The 18,537-nt window shown below is 56.0% G+C and carries 15 protein-coding genes; 13 read left to right on the forward strand and 2 right to left on the reverse strand.

The genetic code is table 11. From position 1 onward, the window contains the following. Window positions 1-12: 12 nt before the first annotated feature. The 4 genes from ACR0AY_RS08730 to ACR0AY_RS08745 all read left to right on the forward strand — a co-directional run bounded on the left by ACR0AY_RS08730 (window position 13) and on the right by ACR0AY_RS08745 (window position 6,701). A complete protein-coding gene (locus tag ACR0AY_RS08730; protein ID WP_170511722.1) occupies window positions 13-270 on the forward strand; it encodes a sarcosine oxidase subunit delta in 258 nt (85 codons plus the stop codon). After that, window positions 257-3,127, forward strand: coding sequence for a 2Fe-2S iron-sulfur cluster-binding protein (locus ACR0AY_RS08735; RefSeq protein WP_170511724.1), 2,871 nt, complete (start codon window positions 257-259; stop codon window positions 3,125-3,127). Before ACR0AY_RS08730 ends, ACR0AY_RS08735 begins: the two co-directional genes overlap by 14 nt. Window position 3,128: 1 nt before the next feature. Next, window positions 3,129-3,617, forward strand: a complete 489-nt coding sequence (locus tag ACR0AY_RS08740) for an aminomethyltransferase family protein (protein WP_170393861.1) — start codon at window positions 3,129-3,131, stop codon at window positions 3,615-3,617. Between the two features lie 291 nt (window positions 3,618-3,908). Beyond that, a complete protein-coding gene (locus ACR0AY_RS08745; protein ID WP_170511726.1) occupies window positions 3,909-6,701 on the forward strand; it encodes a bifunctional aconitate hydratase 2/2-methylisocitrate dehydratase in 2,793 nt (930 codons plus the stop codon). 272 nt (window positions 6,702-6,973) lie between these two features. Here the strand turns inward: ACR0AY_RS08745 and ACR0AY_RS08750 are convergent, their stop codons facing one another. Further along, complete coding sequence (locus ACR0AY_RS08750; RefSeq protein WP_170511727.1) at window positions 6,974-7,735, reverse strand: aldolase/citrate lyase family protein; 762 nt, start codon at window positions 7,733-7,735, stop codon at window positions 6,974-6,976. Window positions 7,736-7,935: 200 nt separating this feature from the next. Here ACR0AY_RS08750 and ACR0AY_RS08755 point away from each other — a divergent pair, with 200 nt between their 5' ends. Then, the gene (locus tag ACR0AY_RS08755; RefSeq protein WP_170509122.1) at window positions 7,936-8,826 is read left to right on the forward strand and encodes an SMP-30/gluconolactonase/LRE family protein; all 891 of its coding nucleotides are present in this window, start codon (window positions 7,936-7,938) and stop codon (window positions 8,824-8,826) included. On the opposite strand, the gene ACR0AY_RS08760 is transcribed toward ACR0AY_RS08755, so the two are convergent. Beyond that, window positions 8,823-9,821, reverse strand: a complete 999-nt coding sequence (locus tag ACR0AY_RS08760) for an ester cyclase (protein WP_170511729.1) — start codon at window positions 9,819-9,821, stop codon at window positions 8,823-8,825. The genes ACR0AY_RS08755 and ACR0AY_RS08760 overlap by 4 nt on opposite strands. A gap of 157 nt (window positions 9,822-9,978) precedes the next feature. On the opposite strand from ACR0AY_RS08760, the gene ACR0AY_RS08765 reads away from it, so the two are divergent. From ACR0AY_RS08765 to ACR0AY_RS08800, 8 genes are all read left to right on the forward strand, one after another. Continuing rightward, window positions 9,979-11,028 carry an ABC transporter ATP-binding protein gene (locus ACR0AY_RS08765; protein ID WP_170394099.1) on the forward strand — a complete coding sequence of 350 codons (1,050 nt, stop codon included), beginning with the start codon at window positions 9,979-9,981 and terminating at the stop codon, window positions 11,026-11,028. Window positions 11,029-11,113: 85 nt separating this feature from the next. Continuing rightward, entirely contained in the window at window positions 11,114-12,340 is a 1,227-nt protein-coding gene (locus tag ACR0AY_RS08770) for an extracellular solute-binding protein (protein ID WP_170394097.1), read from the forward strand. 63 nt (window positions 12,341-12,403) lie between these two features. Then, window positions 12,404-13,432: a carbohydrate ABC transporter permease gene (locus tag ACR0AY_RS08775; protein WP_170394095.1), complete on the forward strand. Its 1,029-nt coding sequence runs from the start codon at window positions 12,404-12,406 to the stop codon at window positions 13,430-13,432. A 1-nt stretch (window position 13,433) separates the two neighbouring features. Then, window positions 13,434-14,315, forward strand: a complete 882-nt coding sequence (locus ACR0AY_RS08780) for a carbohydrate ABC transporter permease (protein WP_170394093.1) — start codon at window positions 13,434-13,436, stop codon at window positions 14,313-14,315. Between the two features lie 178 nt (window positions 14,316-14,493). Beyond that, entirely contained in the window at window positions 14,494-15,483 is a 990-nt protein-coding gene (locus tag ACR0AY_RS08785; RefSeq protein WP_170511731.1) for a nuclear transport factor 2 family protein, read from the forward strand. A gap of 132 nt (window positions 15,484-15,615) precedes the next feature. Further along, a complete protein-coding gene (locus ACR0AY_RS08790; protein ID WP_170407056.1) occupies window positions 15,616-16,152 on the forward strand; it encodes an ester cyclase in 537 nt (178 codons plus the stop codon). 4 nt (window positions 16,153-16,156) lie between these two features. Further along, window positions 16,157-17,488, forward strand: coding sequence for a histidinol dehydrogenase (gene hisD, locus ACR0AY_RS08795; RefSeq protein ID WP_170511734.1), 1,332 nt, complete (start codon window positions 16,157-16,159; stop codon window positions 17,486-17,488). Beyond that, entirely contained in the window at window positions 17,485-18,537 is a 1,053-nt protein-coding gene (locus tag ACR0AY_RS08800; RefSeq protein WP_480454023.1) for an ester cyclase, read from the forward strand. Before hisD ends, ACR0AY_RS08800 begins: the two co-directional genes overlap by 4 nt.

Genomic DNA, 18,537 nt, shown 5'->3' on the forward strand with positions numbered 1-18,537 from the left:
AGGGACAGGATCATGATGCTCATCCCCTGCCCATTCTGTGGCAAGCGCAATGAAAGCGAGTTCGTCTATGGCGGCCCGGTCGGTGCTGCTCGACCCGATGCCAACGCCGTCAGCGATGCTGATTGGGTCGAATACCTGACCATAACGCCCAACCCGATGGGGCCTGTGCAAGAGCGGTGGTGGCACGCACGGGGCTGCGGCGAGTGGCTGACAATCTGGCGGGATACCGTGACACATGACATTGTGGAGGTGCCCGATGGCGCAGATTAATCGCCGCGCAGTGGGTGGTCGTGTTGATCGAAGCCGCCCTCTGACGTTCCAGTTCAATGGGAAAACTCACGAAGGGTTCGAAGGGGACACTCTGGCCTCGGCCCTGCTGGCGAACGGGGTACGAGTAACAGCCCGTAGTTTCAAGTACCACCGCCCACGCGGCATTGTCGGACACGGGCCTGAAGAGCCGGGAACACTTGTGGAGCTGGAAGGCGAGGACGCCTCGGGCAACCGTCCAGCGACCACGGTTCCATTGCGCGAAGGGCTGAACGCACGCTCGGTCAATTGTTGGCCTTCACCCGAGTTTGATCTGGGTGGGATCAATCAACTGCTGAGCCGTTTCATTCCTGCGGGCTTCTACTACAAAACTTTCAAATGGCCTAACTGGCATCTGTTTGAACCGTCTATTCGCAAGGCAGCGGGGCTGGCCGCAGCGCCTGCGCACCCGCCGTCATCGGGGCATTTCGAAGCGCGCTACGCGCATGCAGATGTCTTGATTGCAGGTGCAGGTCCCGCTGGCCTGCAAGCTGCACTTGAGGCTGGTCGGGCGGGCAAGCGTGTCTTCCTCGCAGACGAGGGAACCGAAGCGGGCGGCAGCCTCGTGAACCGCACCCTGACCATTGGCGGGCGTCCGGCGATGGATTGGGTGGGCGAAGCGGTTCAAGAACTAAGCCAAATGGCAAACGTCACCCATCTTCAGAACGCGACCGTATGGGCCTATCGCGAACACAACCTAGTGATCGTCAATGAACGCGAGCCGGATCAGGCCAGCATTCTAGAACGCAACTGGCGGGTCCGTGTTGCTGAGGTGGTGATTGCCACCGGGGCCACGGAACGGTCGATGGTGTTTGCCAATAATGACAGGCCGGGCGTCATGTTGGCCTCATCCGTGCAGGCCTATGTTAATCGTTGGGGCGTGACACCCGGTCAGAGTGTGGTTCTGTTCACCAACAACAACAGCGCTTACGCAGTGGCCGCCGATCTGGTCGCAGCTGAGGTAACGGTTAACGCGATCCTCGATAGCCGCGACACGGTTCCAAGGGAAGCTCTTGATCTGGTGTCGGGGATAACCGTCCATGCCGGAACAGTAGCCGCCGATATCCGAGGGTACAAAAGCATCCGTGCTGTCAAGGCCGTTCCCAAGTCCGGAGGCGCAGGCACCTGGATCGACTGCGACTTGTTGGCTCATTCCGGCGGTTGGAATCCGACGGTGCACCTGTGGTCTCAGTCCCGTAGCACACTTCGGTTTGATGAAGAACTCGCTGCGTTTTTGCCCGATCAACCGATTCAATCCTGTCGGGCCGTCGGCGCGGCGGCGGGGGATCTCACACTGGATCGGATCATCGATGACGGTTCAGAGCTGCCTTATTCGATTGAACCGCTATGGCGCGTAGATGTGCCAGGGCAACGCGGAAAGGCATTCCTGGATATTCAGAACGATGTTGCGGTCAGCGATGTGCATCTGGCGCTGCGTGAAGGATATGACAACGTGGAACATGTCAAACGCTACACCACTGGCGGGATGGGCATAGATCAGGGCAAGACGGGCAATATCAACATTATTGGCACCGTTGCTCTGCAAAAGGGCGTTCCATTGCAAGATGTTGGCACGACGACATTCCGCTCTCCCTACACGCCGGTCTCATTCGGTGCGATTGGGGGGCTGCGTGAGGACTCGGTGTTGTTCCCCTACCGGCACACGCCGGTGACCCAATGGAACAAGGATTATGGCGCAGTGATGTATGAGGCTGGTGCCCGATGGCGCCGTCCGGGGTTTTTTCCCAAACCCGGTGAGGGCCTGCAAGAGGCGGTGAACCGGGAATGCCGCGCGGTGCGTGAAGGCGTTGGCGTATACGACGGTTCGCCGCTCGGCACGTTCGAGCTTAAAGGGCGCGATGTTCCGCGCTTTCTGGATTTTCTGTATTCGAACATCATGTCCAGCCTGAAGCCCGGCGATGGTCGCTATGGTCTTATGTTGTCGGATGACGGTCTGATCATAGATGACGGGGTGGCCTTTCGGCTGGATCAGCACCGCTGGATGATCTCGACCTCAACAGGTCACGCGGACGCCATCAACCAGCACATGGAAAAGCTGCTTCAGACCGAGTTTCCTGACTGGCAGGTCATGATCACAACTGTGACAAGCCAGTGGAACAACGCCACCATTTGTGGACCCCGCGCGCGCGATGTCATGCTCGCGCTGTGTACGGATATCGATCTGTCGCCCGAGGCATTCCCCTTCATGTCGTTCCGGGACGGTACGGTTGCGGGGTTCCCTGCGCGGGTTGTGCGCGTCAGTTTCACCGGTGAGCTATCCTATGAGGTCAACGTTGCCCCACGCCACATGGCCGCCTTGTGGAACAAGGTGATGGAGGCAGGCGCGCCTTTTGGCATTCTGCCTGTCGGATCGGAATCCAGTCATGTCTTACGCGTGGAAAAGGGGTTTCTGTCGCTAGGGCATGAGGTCGACGGCACCGTGGACGCCTATGACCTGGGCATGGGCTGGGCAATGTCGAAGAAAAAGCCCGACTACCTAGGCAAGCGCTCGGTCCACTTGCGCCGTGAAGCGGTAGGGGAACGCCGGGAATTGGTCGGCATCTTGCCCGAAGACCCTGACAAGCAAGTGCCCGAAGGCGCGCCACTGACCCCTGAAGGTCGCAAAGAAGCGACCGAAGGATTGGTTACCGCCTGCGTCTGGAGCGTTGTCAACAATCGCTGGGTTGGCCTGGCGTTGCTGAAGAACGGGCAGGAGCGACACGGGCAAACCGCGCATGTTCGGCTGAAAGACGAGGTGATCCCGGTGACCATCACAAAGCCTGTATTCCATGACCCCGAGGGTCAGCGCCTGAGGTCCTGAGATGAGCTACGACGTCAAGATCGAACGCCAAACCCTGAATGCGCTGTTTGACCTCAAAGGGGATCCCGAGGTTGTTCAAAATTGGGCCGAATTTTCTCTGCCAAACCGCCCCAACACAAGGGCGATGCAGGAAGCGTTTGAGGTATATCACATTGGACGCAATCACTGGATTGTACGTGCTTCGCTGGAACTGGAAGAGGCACTGGAAGCACAGCTCAAACCAACGGATTGCCCTGCGGACATCAGTATAGTGCGGATATCGGACACCCTTACCTTCTTTAGTGTCGCCGGACCCCAAGCCGCTGAAGTGATGGCTATTGCCTGCCCGCTTGATCTGCATGTCACTGCTTTTGATGAAGACGCAGTAACCTATTCCGAGTTGTTTGGCCTAAAAGCACTTGTGATGCGCTGCGAGGCTGGTTTTGAGTTTGCGGTTGAACAGAGTTTTGGCGACATGGTTCAGGATTATCTGACCCGAGCAACTGCCTGACGCAATTCGAAGCAGGGGCGGTTTACGCCTTATGGCTATTCATTATCTCGGCGGTCTATATGCATATCGTCCGGGAACAGGGTTCAGATAAGGACATAGCGGACTTATCGAAAATCATTGGCTGGCACAAAATCCTTTGTGAAGTGTTGCTTTTAGACGGGACATCGCGCCACAGGTGCAAGGCTTGCAAGTTCCGATCATTTAGTATACCGCCGCATACAATTAGGATCCTCGGGCGTTCATAACGTCTTTGAGCCCCTGCTAATCGCGCCACATATACCGGAAAGAGCCATGAGCCTTTACACCAACTACCTCGACGAAATTGAAGCCCGCAAAGCGCAGGGTCTGCATCCGAAACCGATTGATGACGGCGCGCTTGTCAAAGAGCTTGTTAGGCAGATCAAGGACGTCGATCATGCGCATCGTGCGGATTCTCTAAACTATTTCATCTATAATACGCTGCCCGGCACGACCAGCGCCGCTGGCGAGAAGGCACGTTTTTTGAAAGAGATCATTCTTGGCGAAGCGCTGGTTGACGAAATTTCAGTACCCTTTGCCTTTGAACTGCTGTCGCACATGAAAGGCGGTCCTTCGGTTGAGGTTCTTCTTGATCTGGCATTGGGTGGTGATCCCGAGATCGCAAGGCAGGCTGCCGAAGTGCTGAAAACACAGGTCTTCCTGTATGAGGCTGATACGGATCGTTTGAAGGAGGCGTTTTCTGCCGGAAATCCGGTCGCACGCGACATTCTTGAAAGCTATGCGCGGGCCGAGTTCTTTACCAAGCTGCCCGATATCGAGGAAGAGATCAAAGTTGTCACGTATATCGCTGCCGAGGGCGATATTTCGACTGACTTGCTTTCGCCGGGCAACCAGGCACACTCGCGCTCGGATCGGGAGCTGCATGGCAAGTGCTTAATCTCGCAGCAAGCGCAAGATGAGATTCAAGAATTACAGCGCCAGCACCCAGATAAACGCGTGATGCTGATTGCTGAGAAAGGGACAATGGGCGTTGGCTCGTCCCGGATGTCGGGTGTCAACAACGTTGCGCTTTGGACAGGCAAGCAGGCCAGCCCATATGTGCCATTCGTAAACATTGCCCCGATCGTGGCCGGCACGAACGGTATCTCTCCGATCTTTCTGACCACCGTTGGTGTGACGGGCGGGATTGGTATCGATCTGAAAAACTGGGTCAAAAAAGTCGATTCCGAGGGGAATCCGATCCTCAACAATGACGACAGCCCTATCCTGGAGCAAAAGTACTCGGTCGAAACCGGGACAGTGCTCACGATCAATACGAAAGACAAAAAGCTTTATGACGCCGATGGCGCCAATGAGCTTGTTGATATTGCCTCGTCCTTCACTCCGCAAAAGCAGGAGTTCATGAAGGCCGGCGGATCCTACGCCATCGTGTTCGGCAAGAAGTTGCAAACATTTGCAGCACAGACACTGGGAGTCGAGCTGAAGTCTGCATTTGCGCCGTCGAAAGAGATCAGCCGAGATGGGCAGGGCCTGACCGCGGTTGAAAAGATCTTTAACCGCAACGCTTTGGGAGTAGCGGAAGGCACGGTCTTGCACGCCGGGTCGGACGTACGGGTCAAGGTCAACATCGTAGGATCGCAGGACACCACTGGCCTGATGACCTCGCAAGAGCTCGAGGCGATGGCGGCGACCGTGATTTCTCCAACCGTCGATGGGGCGTATCAGTCCGGTTGCCACACCGCCTCGGTCTGGGACAAGAAGGCGCAAGCCAACATCCCGAAACTGATGGCGTTTATGAACAATTTCGGCCTGATCACAGGGCGCGATCCCAAGGGTGAATATCACTCGATGACCGACGTGATCCACAAGGTTCTGAACGATATCACCGTGGATGATCGCGCCATCATCATTGGGGGCGACTCGCATACACGCATGTCCAAAGGTGTAGCTTTCGGGGCGGATTCGGGCACCGTTGCCTTGGCACTGGCCACGGGCGAAGCAACCATGCCCATTCCGGAATCCGTGAAGGTGACGTTCAAAGGCAAAATGGCCGACCACATGGATTTCCGCGACGTGGTCCACGCGACACAGGCGCAGATGCTGAAGGCGTTCGGCGATAACGTGTTCCAGGGGCGTATTATCGAAGTTCATATCGGTACCCTTCTGGCGGATCAGGCTTTCACCTTCACCGACTGGACGGCCGAGATGAAGGCGAAGGCTTCGATCTGTATTTCCGAAGACGAGACCCTGATCGAGTCACTGGAAATCGCCAAAGGTCGGATTCAGATCATGATCGACAAGGGAATGGAGAATGAGGCACGGACCCTGAAAGGCCTGATCGACAAAGCCGACGCACGTATAGCCGAGATCAGATCCGGCGCAGTTCCAGCACTGAGGCCGGATGAAAATGCCGAGTATTTTGCCGAGCTGGTCGTTGATCTGGACGAGATCAACGAGCCCATGATCGCCGACCCTGATGTGAACAACGCGGATGTCTCCAAGCGTTATACGCATGATACGATCCGGCCTGTTTCCTACTACAAAGGGGAAAAGAAAGTGGATCTGGGATTTGTCGGATCTTGCATGGTCCACAAGGGTGATCTGATCATCGTGTCGCAGATGCTTAAGAACCTTGAGAAGAAGGAGGGCAAGATTGAATTCAAAGCCCCTCTGGTCGTCGCGGCGCCAACCTACAATATCGTTGATGAGTTAAAGGAAGAAGGTGAGTGGAGCATTCTTCAGGAATATTCCGGTTTCGAATTCGACGATCTTTTCCCCAAGACATCAGCGCGAACCGAATACGAAAACACGCTGTATCTTGAGCGTCCGGGCTGCAACCTTTGCATGGGCAATCAGGAAAAGGCTGAGAAAGGTGATATTGTTCTGGCGACATCTACCCGCTTGTTCCAAGGGCGTGTTGTCGAGGACTCGGAAGATAAGAAAGGTGAATCCCTTCTGGCTTCCACACCGGTAGTTGTACTGTCTGCCATCCTCGGGCGAACTCCGAAAATCGAGGAATACAAGGCCGCTGTCGAAGGGATCGACCTGACCCGCTTTGCACCTCCGGTCGCCAAGCCCGCAAATTCCAATTCGGCACATTTCTGATTGGAGAAGGCCGGTCGCCGCTAAGGCGCACCGGCCTTATGCTGTTTAACAGGATCCACTCTGAATCAATAAGCCTAGCAATACTGGTTTTGCGGTATGAGATTTTGGCCCCCTTAGGTAGAGTGCCACGCTGGAAATCTAAGACTATACAATGCGAATAATCCGCAATCGCGCATCGCATTTCTAGCAAAGAAAGTACTGTCGTCGCAGCATTTACCAGCCCGCGGATATTTCGACCCCAAGGCCCTTTCCACTAAAAAGCCCTGTGCGTTTCACGTCCTCGCGGTGCCATGGAAGTTCTCCGCTTCCGCGTTTGCAGCGCGAAGCATGAAGGCGTGTTCTGAAGCGACGAAGATCATGGTCACCCCATAGTCGCGCAGCTTGAGTCCGGCTTCTGCGCTGGCTGCAAAGGTCATCAGCGTCTTGCCATGTGCTTTGGCTGCATCGCCCGAGCGTCGCATTGCATCAAGAACCTGTGGGTCGGACTGATCAGTCACGCCGTAGCACACCGCAAGATCCGCAGGCCCTACAAAAATCCCGTCGATGCCCTCGGTCGCGGCGATATCATCGACTTCTGCGACGCCTTCTGGTTCTTCGATTTGGGCAATGATAATTGTCTCTTCTTCGCTTTGCTTGAGGACATCAGCCATAGATCGCGTCGCAAACCCTGCCCACCGGGTTGATCCGGCATAGCCGCGGCCACCATGGCCAAAACGACCCTCGCGCGCAATGCGACGGGCCTTTTCGGCGCTGTCGACATGCGGCACAACAATACCTGTCGCGCCACTGTCGAGCGCCTTGAGAATCTCGTCCGCCGACCCAGTCGGCACCCGCACCAACGTCGGCAACCCCAGAGCCCGGGCGACGGCGAGGCAAACATCCAACCGACCCCGGTCAAAGGGTGCGTGTTCCGCATCCAGGCACAAGAAGTCCAGTTTTGACCTGGCAATTATCTCGACCAGTTCATGGGCTGGTGTCTTGAGAAACGTTCCGACGAGAGGCTCGCCAGAAAGCATGCGTTGTTTGAAATTCATGGGAAAGTCCTGACGGTTTTGTTTGGGCGGCACATGGCAATTGGCAGCCAAGCGGTTTGGAAACATCGGCCATAGCGTAGAGCATTGAAGTTGGCAGGGCCAGACTATCGAACAGTCGTTATTGCGTTTTCACCCGAAACGCTGTTCTTGTCGAGGCTTGCCGGTAGTGTTGGCAGGCGCAACTCTGAAAAGGTGTTCACATGGTATTCGATATCCGTTCCAAATGCTTCACAGATCTGGTGCACCCTGACGCTCAACTGGAAGAAATCGCTAGCGGTCTGGGGTTTACCGAAGGGCCAATATGGCACCCCGAAGAGCATTGGCTGGTATTCTCGGACATTCAGGAGAGCCATCAATACAAGTGGAGCGAGGGTGAGGGAGTTCGCGTTTTTCGCACCCCTTCCAACCAAGCAAACGGAAATTGCTTCGACAAAAGTGGGGCAGTGATCTCTTGCGAGCACGCCAGTTCGCATTTGGTACGCCATGATCACGGCGGCAAGCGGGTTACTTCGATCGCCACGCATTTTGATGGCAAAGAACTAAACAGCCCCAACGATGTTATCTGCGACTCGCACGGTCGGATTTGGTTCACTGATCCCAGTTTTGGTCGTATCCGAGAGGATCTTGGCATTCTGAGAGAGCAGGAACTGCCGGTGCAAGGCGTGTTCCGGCTGGATCCCGACGGCACGTTACACCTTGTCGCGGATGATTTTCAGCAACCCAACGGGTTGTGTTTGTCAGCCGACGAAACAAGGCTGTTTGTCAATGACAGTTGGGGTGGCCATATCCGCGTCTTTGATGTCGCCACTGATGGCTCACTGACCGGTGGGGTGGTCTGGGCCGATGTTGTTGGCGATGGGGAAGGGGTACCGGACGGTATGAAGTGCACCCGCGACGGCCAGATTTTGTGCAATGGTCCCGGCGGTGTACATCTGTTTGATGCCCAAGCGCACTGCCTTGGTGTCATTCTGACGCCGCAGAAATCTACCAACTTCTGCTTTGGTGGAGCCGAGTTCAGCATGCTGTACATCACTGCCAGCACGTCCGTTTACCGTATTCCGACCAAAATGATCGGCCTGCCTATGATCTAAGAACCACCGTGGGTCATGCGGTCCAGAATATCGACACCCTGTTGCTTCCAGAAATGAAGCAGATCGATGAAAATCCAGTTCTCGGCCAGTTTATCACCTTTGCGACGATAAATGTCTATCACCCGGAACTCACCGGCTTTGTCAGTGGCAGGCATCCCCATGAACCCGCCGGTTGGTCGGGCGGTAAAGTTCGGCCAGCCAAAAAAGCCGCCATAGTGGCCCTCGGCGATGCGGCAGATATGGTTGGTTTTTGACCGGTCGGCAAACCCAGCACGGAACGGGCCTGCGTGTTGTTTGGCGTAACGTTCGATTGTGTAGGTCGCACCGATACCGGATGGCCCCCACCAGATCATGTCTTCGCACCATGTGCGGCGCAACTCATCTTCAAGGCTGAGCCCGCTGTCCCACCGCCCAAGATCGGAGATCATCGCGTTGATAGCGGCCAATGTCATTTGGCCGTCTTCGGCGGGTTGAGGCGTGAACATCAGGCCGTCATGGGTCATGGGCCCGGGCTGGACAAGTTCTGCAGCGGTCTGCGGCGGGAAGGGCCGCAACCCAGCCTGCATCATGAAATGCGGGATGTCGAAATACATCGCGGTTTCGACAATCTTACCTTTCTCAATCCTGTTGAACTCGCAATAGCGCAGTAAGGCCATTTTTCCGGTTGGCGCAATGCCCAGCCAGTCCTTGTCGAACAGCCCCATGAGATGGCCCATCGAAACAACCCAGACTGAATTGAACCCGTCGATTTCATTTTGACCAGCTATGAAAACGTCCATCCGACGCTGCAAGTTAGTTAGGCTGTGATTCAGCGGCTGCCAGAATTCTTGCGCCACGTTGCTAGCGCCACGCTGCTCGTTGAATGGGTGAAAGCCGCGCCACAGGAGGTCCTCGGCGCAATACTCAGAGATCACATCAGAGAGGGCTGATTCCTCTGCTTCGCTCAGAGCTTTGTAGAATTTCAGGACGATTTCTTTCTCGGCTTCGTAAGACATATTTTTTACTTTCAATGCTTTGCCCGGAGGGAAGCGTCAGTCTTTAGCAAGATTGCGGGCGCTTTTGCATTCGCTTGCAAAAAATACTTGCCAGATGTTCCTTTGGATGTCTATGCTTTTGCAAACGTATGCACTCAGGTGCAACTGGGAGGACAGTATGGCCGAGATTCAACTGCGCAATGTTGGAAAACGTTGGGGTTCTTTTGTTGGAGTGGACAATTTCGACCTGACAATATCCGACAAGGAATTTCTGGTGCTTCTCGGCCCGTCGGGTTGTGGCAAGACCACGACGATGCGCATGATCGCAGGTTTGGAAGACGCAAGCGAGGGTGATATTCTGATCGACGGTACCCGCGTCAACGATATGGAGCCAAAAGACCGCGACGTCGCGATGGTGTTCCAGTCTTACGCTTTGTATCCGAACATGAATGTCTACGAGAACATTCGTTTCCCGCTGAGGGTACGTGGCATCGACGCTTCCACCCATGACGAAAAAGTGCGCCGTGCGTCGGCGATGGTAGAGTTGGACGACTTTCTGCATCGTAAGCCGGCAGAACTGTCAGGTGGGCAACGTCAACGGGTGGCTCTGGCGCGTGCGATTGTACGCGAGCCCAACGTGTTCCTGATGGATGAGCCGTTGTCCAACCTTGACGCAAAACTGCGCGTTTCGACTCGCGCGCAGATCAAGAACCTTAGCCATGAACTGGCGGTGACTACGATTTATGTGACACATGACCAGATCGAGGCGATGACACTGGCCGATCGCGTGGTGATCATGAAGCAGGGTGTTGTCCAGCAGGTTGGCTCTCCGACGGCGATCTACGACGAGCCTGCGAACACGTTTGTCGCCAGCTTTATCGGCAACCCGGCGATGAACCTGGTTGATGGCGATGTTCAGGGCGGTGTGTTCCGCGCGCAGAATACCGAAGTGCATGGTCTGAATGCTCCGGATGGCCCAATAACTTTGGGTTTCCGCGCCGAGGACGCCAATGTCGTAGAAAGCGGGGGCGAGATTAACGCGCCCATCTATACGCAGGAATTGCTGGGGGACAGCACCATGGTCTCGGTTCGGATCGGCGGAGCGCTGGTCTCGGTCAAGGCCGACAAAACCTATCGTGCTGAAATCGACGATCAGGTGTCGATTCATATCCATACCGATCACTGTCACCTGTTCGATGCGCAAACCGGCGCGCGCCTTGAGATCTGAGAGACGAAAACCAATCCCGCAATGACGGGACAATCTCGGGTGCAGGCTTCGAAGATGCACCCAATCACCTAGGGAGGAATCAAAAATGTTTCTAAAGAAAATCGCATTGGCCGGGTCACTGACCGCCTTTGCTGCGAGCGCGGGTTATGCCTGCGAGATCACGGATCGGGTCAACATCGTCGGCAACGAATTTGCCGCCATTCAGGCTGTGGCCGCTGCCGCAAAGGAATGCACGGGCGCATCTGTTGAATCCAACCTGACATCCGAACACCAAACCATCAACGTGGCCGGTCTGTCGGGCAATCCGTCGGAATACACCTCAGCCATCATCGCCAACAGCTCGATTGTGGCGTTGATGAATGAAGACGTCATCCGACCGCTCAATGACCTGGTCGAAAAACATGGTCAGAACCTGCAGCCGGGACAGTTAATCAAGATCGGCGATGACATCATGGCCATCGCCTTCATGGCCAACGCTCAGCACCTGATGTACCGCAAGGACGTTCTGGAACAGGCAGGCGTCGAAGTGCCGACCACGTATGAAGAACTGCTCGAAGCGGCCGAAGCCATTCGCGCGCAGGGCATAATGCAAAACCCGGTTGGTGGTGCTTACGCTGCGGGATGGAATCTGGCGCAGGAATTCAACAACATGTTCCTTGGCTATGGAGGTACTCATTTCAAGCCCGGCAGCGCAGAGCCCAACGTCAATACCGAGGCCGGTGTCAAAGCGCTGAACATGATGAAGGCTTTGTCCGAGTATATGAACCCCGACTTTCTGACCCATGATTCCAATGCCACCAACGCGGAATACCGCGCGGGCAATGTGGCGATCATGAATATGTGGGGGTCACGGGCGTCACAGCAGACCACAACCGAAGGTGTCTTGCAGGAAGTAATCGATGGCCATGCCATTGCAGCGCCGCTGACCGTGGGTGGCGGCACGACTCCGGCCTCGACCCTTTGGTGGGACGGATGGACCGTCGGCAAGAACATCTCAGATGAAGAGGCTGAGGCGACTTTTGTCGCGATGACGCATGGCGTCCGCCCCGAAATGTTGAACGATGAAACCACGCCGCTGGCAGTCTGGTTGATCGAAGGGTACGAACCTGCAGACGACGCGCAGGGTGTATTTGACGCTGCCAAAATGGGCACGACTCCTTATCCGATGCTGCCCTACATGGGTTTGATGCACAGTGCACTCGGCAATGAACTTGCCGATTTCATGCAGGGCAAGGAAAGCGCTGAACAGGCGCTGGCCGATGTCGAGGCCGCCTATCGCGCCGCGGCAATCGAACAGGGCTTCCTACAGTAAAACGCCCCTTGCGGGTGCCCAATTCGGGCACCCGCCCAATCAAGCCGACACGGGAATTGCGACATGCGCCATAAGACATTCCTTTGGTTTTTCCTGCCCACAGGACTTGCAATGCTGCTGTTCATTGCAATGCCCATCGTCTCGGTGGTGATCCAATCCATTTACGCCCCACACCCGGCGGTTCTGGTGGAAGTCGAAAACTGTACTCCGCTTGTCGGGTGCACAACCGAGACCACCATCGATCAGGAAGCTACCGCAGCGCTTCGCGCCGAACAACCATTGGGCAGATTTGTCGGGCTGGATATCTACTTTGATCGCGGCCACCTGGCGATACAAGAGGTTGGCGAAATCTGGGCGGCGAGTGACACGTGGGGTGACCTTTTCTCAGAGGTCGGAAACTTGCCCTTCTATCGGGCCATGGCCTTTACGCTGACCTTCACATTCATTGTGACACCCCTCACGATCATTCTGGGGCTGGTGATTGCGCTGGCGGTCAACTCACTGCACCGGCACCTCAAGGGTTTGATGATCTTCTTCTCGCTCTTGCCCATGATTGTGACACCGCTGATCGGCTCGCTCATTCTGTTTTGGATGATTGACAGTCGTGGCGTCATCGGCAACGCCCTTGTAAACTTGGCCGGAGATCCGGATTTCAGTCTAAAGGCTTCGACCGGGCTGATGTGGGTGGCGCTGATGGTTTATGGCGTCTGGAGCTCGGCCCCCTTTGCCTTCGTGGTGTTCTATGCCGGTTTGCAAACTTTGCCCAAAGATCAGATCGAGGCGGCCCAGATCGATGGGGCAACCCGCTGGCAACAGGTCAAATTCGTGGTTGTTCCCCATCTCATGCCCCTGGTTACGTTTGTTGCGCTGATCCAGTTGATGGATAATTTCAAGGTGTTTGAACCGATTATTGGCTTCAGCGCCGGTGCCCATGCGCAATCGCTCAGTACTTTCATCTTCAACGACCTCGGCGGTGAAACGCGACAACTGTCCTCTGCAGCCGCTACGTCTGTGATCACGATTATCGGGGTCGCCATTCTGTTGTCGCCCGTGCTTGTCCGCACCTGGCGTGACTTCAAAGGAGCAAGATAACATGGCCAGCCGTGCGCAAAGAATGCCCAAAAGCCTTCGGATTGCTTCGTCGCTTTTTGTGATCCTTTGGTTCATCCTGGCCGCTTTCCCGTTCCTCTGGACGGTTTGGGGGTCGTTCAAGGTAGAGCTGGATTTCTTCTCGATCGCCGATTGGACCAACGCCTTAACCGGCGCGCGGACCGAGGCAGTTTATGGCTCACCCTTTACCACCACCGGTTACGAAGGGGCTTGGATTCAGGAAGAATTTTGGCGGAATGTTCTGAACACGGGGATCGTTTGCGTCTTTGTGGTCGCCATCTCGCTGACCATCGGAACGCTGGGGGGCTATGCGCTTTCACGGTCGAGCTATAACTACACATTCTGGCTTTTGATCACGGCGCTGATCTTCCGCGCAATGCCGCCGATCACGTTGGTCTCGGGTTATCTGCTGCCCTTCTTTGAATGGAATATCTGGGGGATACTTCCGACGACAATTATCGTACTTGTCGCGATCAACCAGCCGTTCACCCTGTGGATGCTACACGCCTTCTTCAAGAACATCCCCAGCGAGCTTGACGAAAGCGCAAAGGTCGACGGCTGCAACCAGTTTCAGGCCTTCCGCCGGGTGATCATTCCGGTGATGTGGCCGGGTGTGATCACCACGGGGCTGTTCTCGTTTCTTCTGGCCTATAACGACTTTGCCGTTGGGGCGATGCTGTTGTCAGAAAGCAACCGCACAATGGTTCCAGCCATCGCCGCGTTCCTTGGTACAACGCAAACCGAGGGCAACGTAATGTTCGCCGTTGCGGCCGTGGTTTCTGCGACGGTTCCGCTGTTCATCTTGGTGATGTTCTTCCAGCGTCAGATTGTGGGCGGTTTGACCGCCGGGGCTGTGAAAGGCTGACGCTGATGGGACGCACGCATCCTCAGTCCGTATTTGCCCATGCGCACGCAGCCAGCCTGAATATGGCTGCGTGCCGGGCAAGGCGACCAGGGCGAATTCCTTTTGCTTTGATGCGCGCAGGGCCTTGCGGGGCGTTTCTCCGCAGACGCCTTGAACAGATCCTACAGAGACAAAGTTAATGGAACGCCTCGACCGTAAACCCTTTCTGAATTTCACCGCCGCGCAACGCCATCCAGGCAATTTCCGACCGGCCTATGAGGGATTCTTCGCCCCCGGTGCACATGTCAACGTGGTGCATCCTTTCAACGAGGTCGCGGGTGGCCTCGGGCTGCACGATCACGTCATCGCCCCGCTCGCAGCCTCCTTCGATGGGCTTTTTCGGCGCGATGATATCGTCATGGCCGGTGTATTTGAAGGACAGGGCTGGATCAGCGCCACCGGCTATTTCGTCGGTCGGTTCTCGCGCGACTGGCTTGGTATCCGCGCCACAGGTGAGCTTGCCTATCTGCGCTTCGGCGAGTTCCACCGTATGCAGGATGGCAAGGCGGTGGAGAGCTATATCTTCTTCGATATCCCAGAACTGATGCTGGCTGCAGGGCAATGGCCGATCACCGATAGCCCGGGCAAGACCCGTGGCTTCACCGGGATGATTCAGGGTCCAGCAAGCCATGATGGCATCTTGACCACGCCGCAAGACCCAGTCGAGGGGGCCAAGAGCTATCGTATGGTCACAGAAATGCTGGCCAAGCTTGCCACCCAGAACGAGGCCTGGCGCCCGTTCTGGCATGACAACATGGTCTGGTACGGCCCCGGCGCCTTCGGTTCTTTCGTCGGGCTCGAGAGTTTTGCAAGCTTCCAGGTGCCTTTCGAGGCCACCTTCGAAGGTTGGTCCGGAGGTAGTGCGGGAAATGGCATGACTGCGCATTTCACCCGCTTCGGCGAAGGCAATTACGTATGCTCGGGTGGCTGGCCTTCCTTGACTGGTGTCCAGGTGAAACCCTTCCTCGACCAGCCCGCAAGCGAAAAACGCGTCTTCATGCGGGTCTGCGACTGGTGGCGTCGAGAGGACGATCTGTTGGTCGAAAACTGGGTTTTCGTCGACATCCCGCATGTCTTGTTGCAGCTGGGATATGACCTTTTTGCCGACATCGCCGAGCAAGCCGCATGAGCAGCTCTGCAAGACATAACGCCGTTGGCCGCCACCCGGCGCTCAACCGGATGCCGAGGGATTTTCTGTCAGCTGATTGAGCTAACCGATGAAGACAGAATTTCTATTGGCACCAATACAAGGATGAGAAAGATGAAGGGTTCCCGCCCGGAACAGGCCGTGCTGACACGTGATACGGACCTCGACAAAACAGAAGACACCCGCCGTGTGATTGAAACCATGGTGGATGGTCTGAACGATCACCGTATCGATGACATCGGCGAATTCTTCTCGGAAGGCTTCCGCTGGATGGGCAATCAGGGCTGTGGCACAAAAACTGGCCTGAAACAGTTTCAGGACAATTGGCAACGCCCGTTTCAGGCGGCTTTTTCGGACAAGACCTGCATCGACGAAGCGCGCCTTTACATGGGCGAGTGGGCGGCTGCGTTTGGCCGACAGGAAGCAACCCATTCGGGTGAGTTCCTGGGGATCGCCCCCACCGGAAAGCGGGTCGAGATCCGATATATGGATTTCTGGAAAGTGGTCGACGGCAAGATCGTCGACAATTGGGTGAATGTGGATTTCGCCCATGTAGCGGCACAGCTGGGTGTCGATCTGTTTAACGGTGAAGGCTGGGAAGCATTTGACCGGGGTGAGAAGTCTCCGCCCCGGCCTGAAACTAAGGATTAGGACAATGACAATCGAGTATCTGAAACGTGGTAAGTCCGATGCTGACCGGGCCGAGGATGACGCCAAAACACGCGCTGTCGTCGAAGCGACGCTGAAAGACATCGAAACACGTGGCGATGCTGCGGTACGCGAGCTAAGCGAGAAGTTCGATAACTATTCGCCAGCATCGTTTCGGTTGTCTCAAGACCAGATCGACGACCTGATCAATCAGCTGACGGATCGAGAGCTGGCGGACATCAAATTCGCGCAGGAACAAGTGCGCAACTTTGCACAAGCTCAGCGCGACTCGATGCTGGATATCGAAGTTGAGACTCTGCCGGGCGTCATTTTGGGCCACAAGAACATCCCCGTACAATCGGTGGGCTGTTATGTGCCCGGTGGCAAATTCCCGATGGTGGCCTCGGCGCATATGTCGGTGGCGACCGCCTCGGTGGCGGGCGTACCACGCATCATCGCCTGCACCCCTCCGTTTCAGGGCAAACCCAATGCAGCGGTGATCGCCGCCATGTATTTGGGTGGGGCGCATGAGATTTACGTGATGGGCGGCATTCAGGCTATCGGCGCCATGGCGTTGGGAACCGAGACGATTGATCCAGTCCACATGCTTGTCGGTCCGGGTAACGCCTTTGTCGCAGAAGCTAAACGTCAGCTATTTGGTCGCGTCGGTATCGACCTGTTTGCCGGCCCGACCGAGACCATGGTGATTGCTGATGAGACCGCCGCAGACGCAGAGCTATGCGCGACCGATCTTCTGGGTCAGGCCGAACATGGTTATAACAGCCCCTGCGTTTTGCTGACCAACTCGCGCAAACTGGCCGTGGACACGATGGCCGAGGTCGACCGGCTGCTGGGCATTCTGCCGACAGCGGGCACTGCAAAAGTGTCGTGGGAGGAATATGGCGAAGTGATCGTCTGCGATACGTATGACGAGATGCTGCAGGTCGCCGATGACATTGCATCTGAACATGTGCAGGTCATGACCGATCGCGACGACTGGTTCCTTGAGAACATGACTTGTTATGGCGCATTGTTCCTTGGACCGCGTACCAATGTCTCGAACGGTGATAAGGTTATTGGCACCAATCACACGCTACCTACCAAAAAAGCTGGCCGCTATACTGGTGGTCTATGGGTCGGTAAATATCTGAAAACACATAGCTATCAAAAGGTTCTGACTGATGAGGCGGCAACCTTGATCGGCGAATATGGTTCGCGCCTATGTATGCTCGAAGGTTTTGTGGGGCACGCCGAGCAATGTAACGTCCGCGTAAGGCGTTACGGCGGCATCAATGTCCCCTACGGCGCGCCTGCACCCTACAGGGACGCCGCAGAATGAGTGACAGGCATACTGAGCACAAGACCCTGATCGCACAGGTCAGGGCTGCGATGTATGACTTTACCGAAGCCGGTGTCCGGCAGGCGTTGGATAAGATTTGTTCTCCCGACGCTGTGTTCCATCTGAGCTATCCGTTTGGCGACACCAAAGGGATTAATGCTTATTACGATTGTTGCTATCGCGATCTTCTGACCGCATGGCCCGATCTTGAGCGCCGCGATTATATCGTCATGGCTGGACCTGATGAATTCGGGGCTGATTGGGTTGGATGCGGCGGGTACTATACCGGCACTTTCGCGGGGCCATGGCTGGAGATTCCGCCGACAGGCCATCAGGTCACCATGCGGTTTCACGAGTTTTACCGGATCGAAAATGGCAAAGTCGCCGAGGTGCAGGCGCTTTGGGATATCCCCGAAGTGATGATGCAAGCGCAGGCTTGGCCCATGGCACCCGGTTTGGGGCGGGAATGGCATGTTCCGGGACCAGCGACGCAGGACGGGCTGGTGCCCGGCCCGTATGACAAGGCCAAGGGCAAAGAGACCTGCCAGCACATTGTCGACATGCTGGATCATCTGACCAAACATCCCGCAGAAGGTGGTCCGGAGGTGATGGAGTTGGAGCGGTTCTGGCATCCTCGGATGAACTGGTACGGCCCCTCGGGGATCGGCACAGGGCGGGGTATTGCGGGGTTCCGTAATTGGCATCAGATTCCATTCCTCAACGCAATGCCGGATCGCGGGCAGGATGTAGATGACATCACCTGTCATTTCTTTGGCGACGGTGACTATGCGGCTGTTACGGGTTGGCCCAACATGACCCAGACTGTCACCAATGATGGCTGGATGGGGATCGCACCGTCGGGCAAGAAGATCACGCTGCGCAGCCTCGATTTCTGGCGGCTTGAAAATGGCAAGATTCGCGAGAACTGGGTTTTAGTTGATCTGCTGGATACCTATCGCCAGCTGGGTGTTGACGTGTTCGCCCGTTTGCGAGAGTTCAACAAGGCGCGCGTTCCGGGCCGCATTCCATTTCAGGTTGGCGAGGTCTGA

This window comes from Ruegeria sp. A5, assembly GCF_056543005.1.

Coding starts and splice junctions, on each gene's coding strand:
- ACR0AY_RS08730 (WP_170511722.1), top strand. CDS start 13: ATGATGCTCATCCCCTGCCCATTCTGTGGCAAGCGCAATGAAAGCGAG.
- ACR0AY_RS08735 (WP_170511724.1), top strand. CDS start 257: ATGGCGCAGATTAATCGCCGCGCAGTGGGTGGTCGTGTTGATCGAAGC.
- ACR0AY_RS08740 (WP_170393861.1), top strand. CDS start 3,129: ATGAGCTACGACGTCAAGATCGAACGCCAAACCCTGAATGCGCTGTTT.
- ACR0AY_RS08745 (WP_170511726.1), top strand. CDS start 3,909: ATGAGCCTTTACACCAACTACCTCGACGAAATTGAAGCCCGCAAAGCG.
- ACR0AY_RS08750 (WP_170511727.1), bottom strand. CDS start 7,735: ATGAATTTCAAACAACGCATGCTTTCTGGCGAGCCTCTCGTCGGAACG.
- ACR0AY_RS08755 (WP_170509122.1), top strand. CDS start 7,936: ATGGTATTCGATATCCGTTCCAAATGCTTCACAGATCTGGTGCACCCT.
- ACR0AY_RS08760 (WP_170511729.1), bottom strand. CDS start 9,821: ATGTCTTACGAAGCCGAGAAAGAAATCGTCCTGAAATTCTACAAAGCT.
- ACR0AY_RS08765 (WP_170394099.1), top strand. CDS start 9,979: ATGGCCGAGATTCAACTGCGCAATGTTGGAAAACGTTGGGGTTCTTTT.
- ACR0AY_RS08770 (WP_170394097.1), top strand. CDS start 11,114: ATGTTTCTAAAGAAAATCGCATTGGCCGGGTCACTGACCGCCTTTGCT.
- ACR0AY_RS08775 (WP_170394095.1), top strand. CDS start 12,404: ATGCGCCATAAGACATTCCTTTGGTTTTTCCTGCCCACAGGACTTGCA.
- ACR0AY_RS08780 (WP_170394093.1), top strand. CDS start 13,434: ATGGCCAGCCGTGCGCAAAGAATGCCCAAAAGCCTTCGGATTGCTTCG.
- ACR0AY_RS08785 (WP_170511731.1), top strand. CDS start 14,494: ATGGAACGCCTCGACCGTAAACCCTTTCTGAATTTCACCGCCGCGCAA.
- ACR0AY_RS08790 (WP_170407056.1), top strand. CDS start 15,616: ATGAAGGGTTCCCGCCCGGAACAGGCCGTGCTGACACGTGATACGGAC.
- hisD (WP_170511734.1), top strand. CDS start 16,157: ATGACAATCGAGTATCTGAAACGTGGTAAGTCCGATGCTGACCGGGCC.
- ACR0AY_RS08800 (WP_480454023.1), top strand. CDS start 17,485: ATGAGTGACAGGCATACTGAGCACAAGACCCTGATCGCACAGGTCAGG.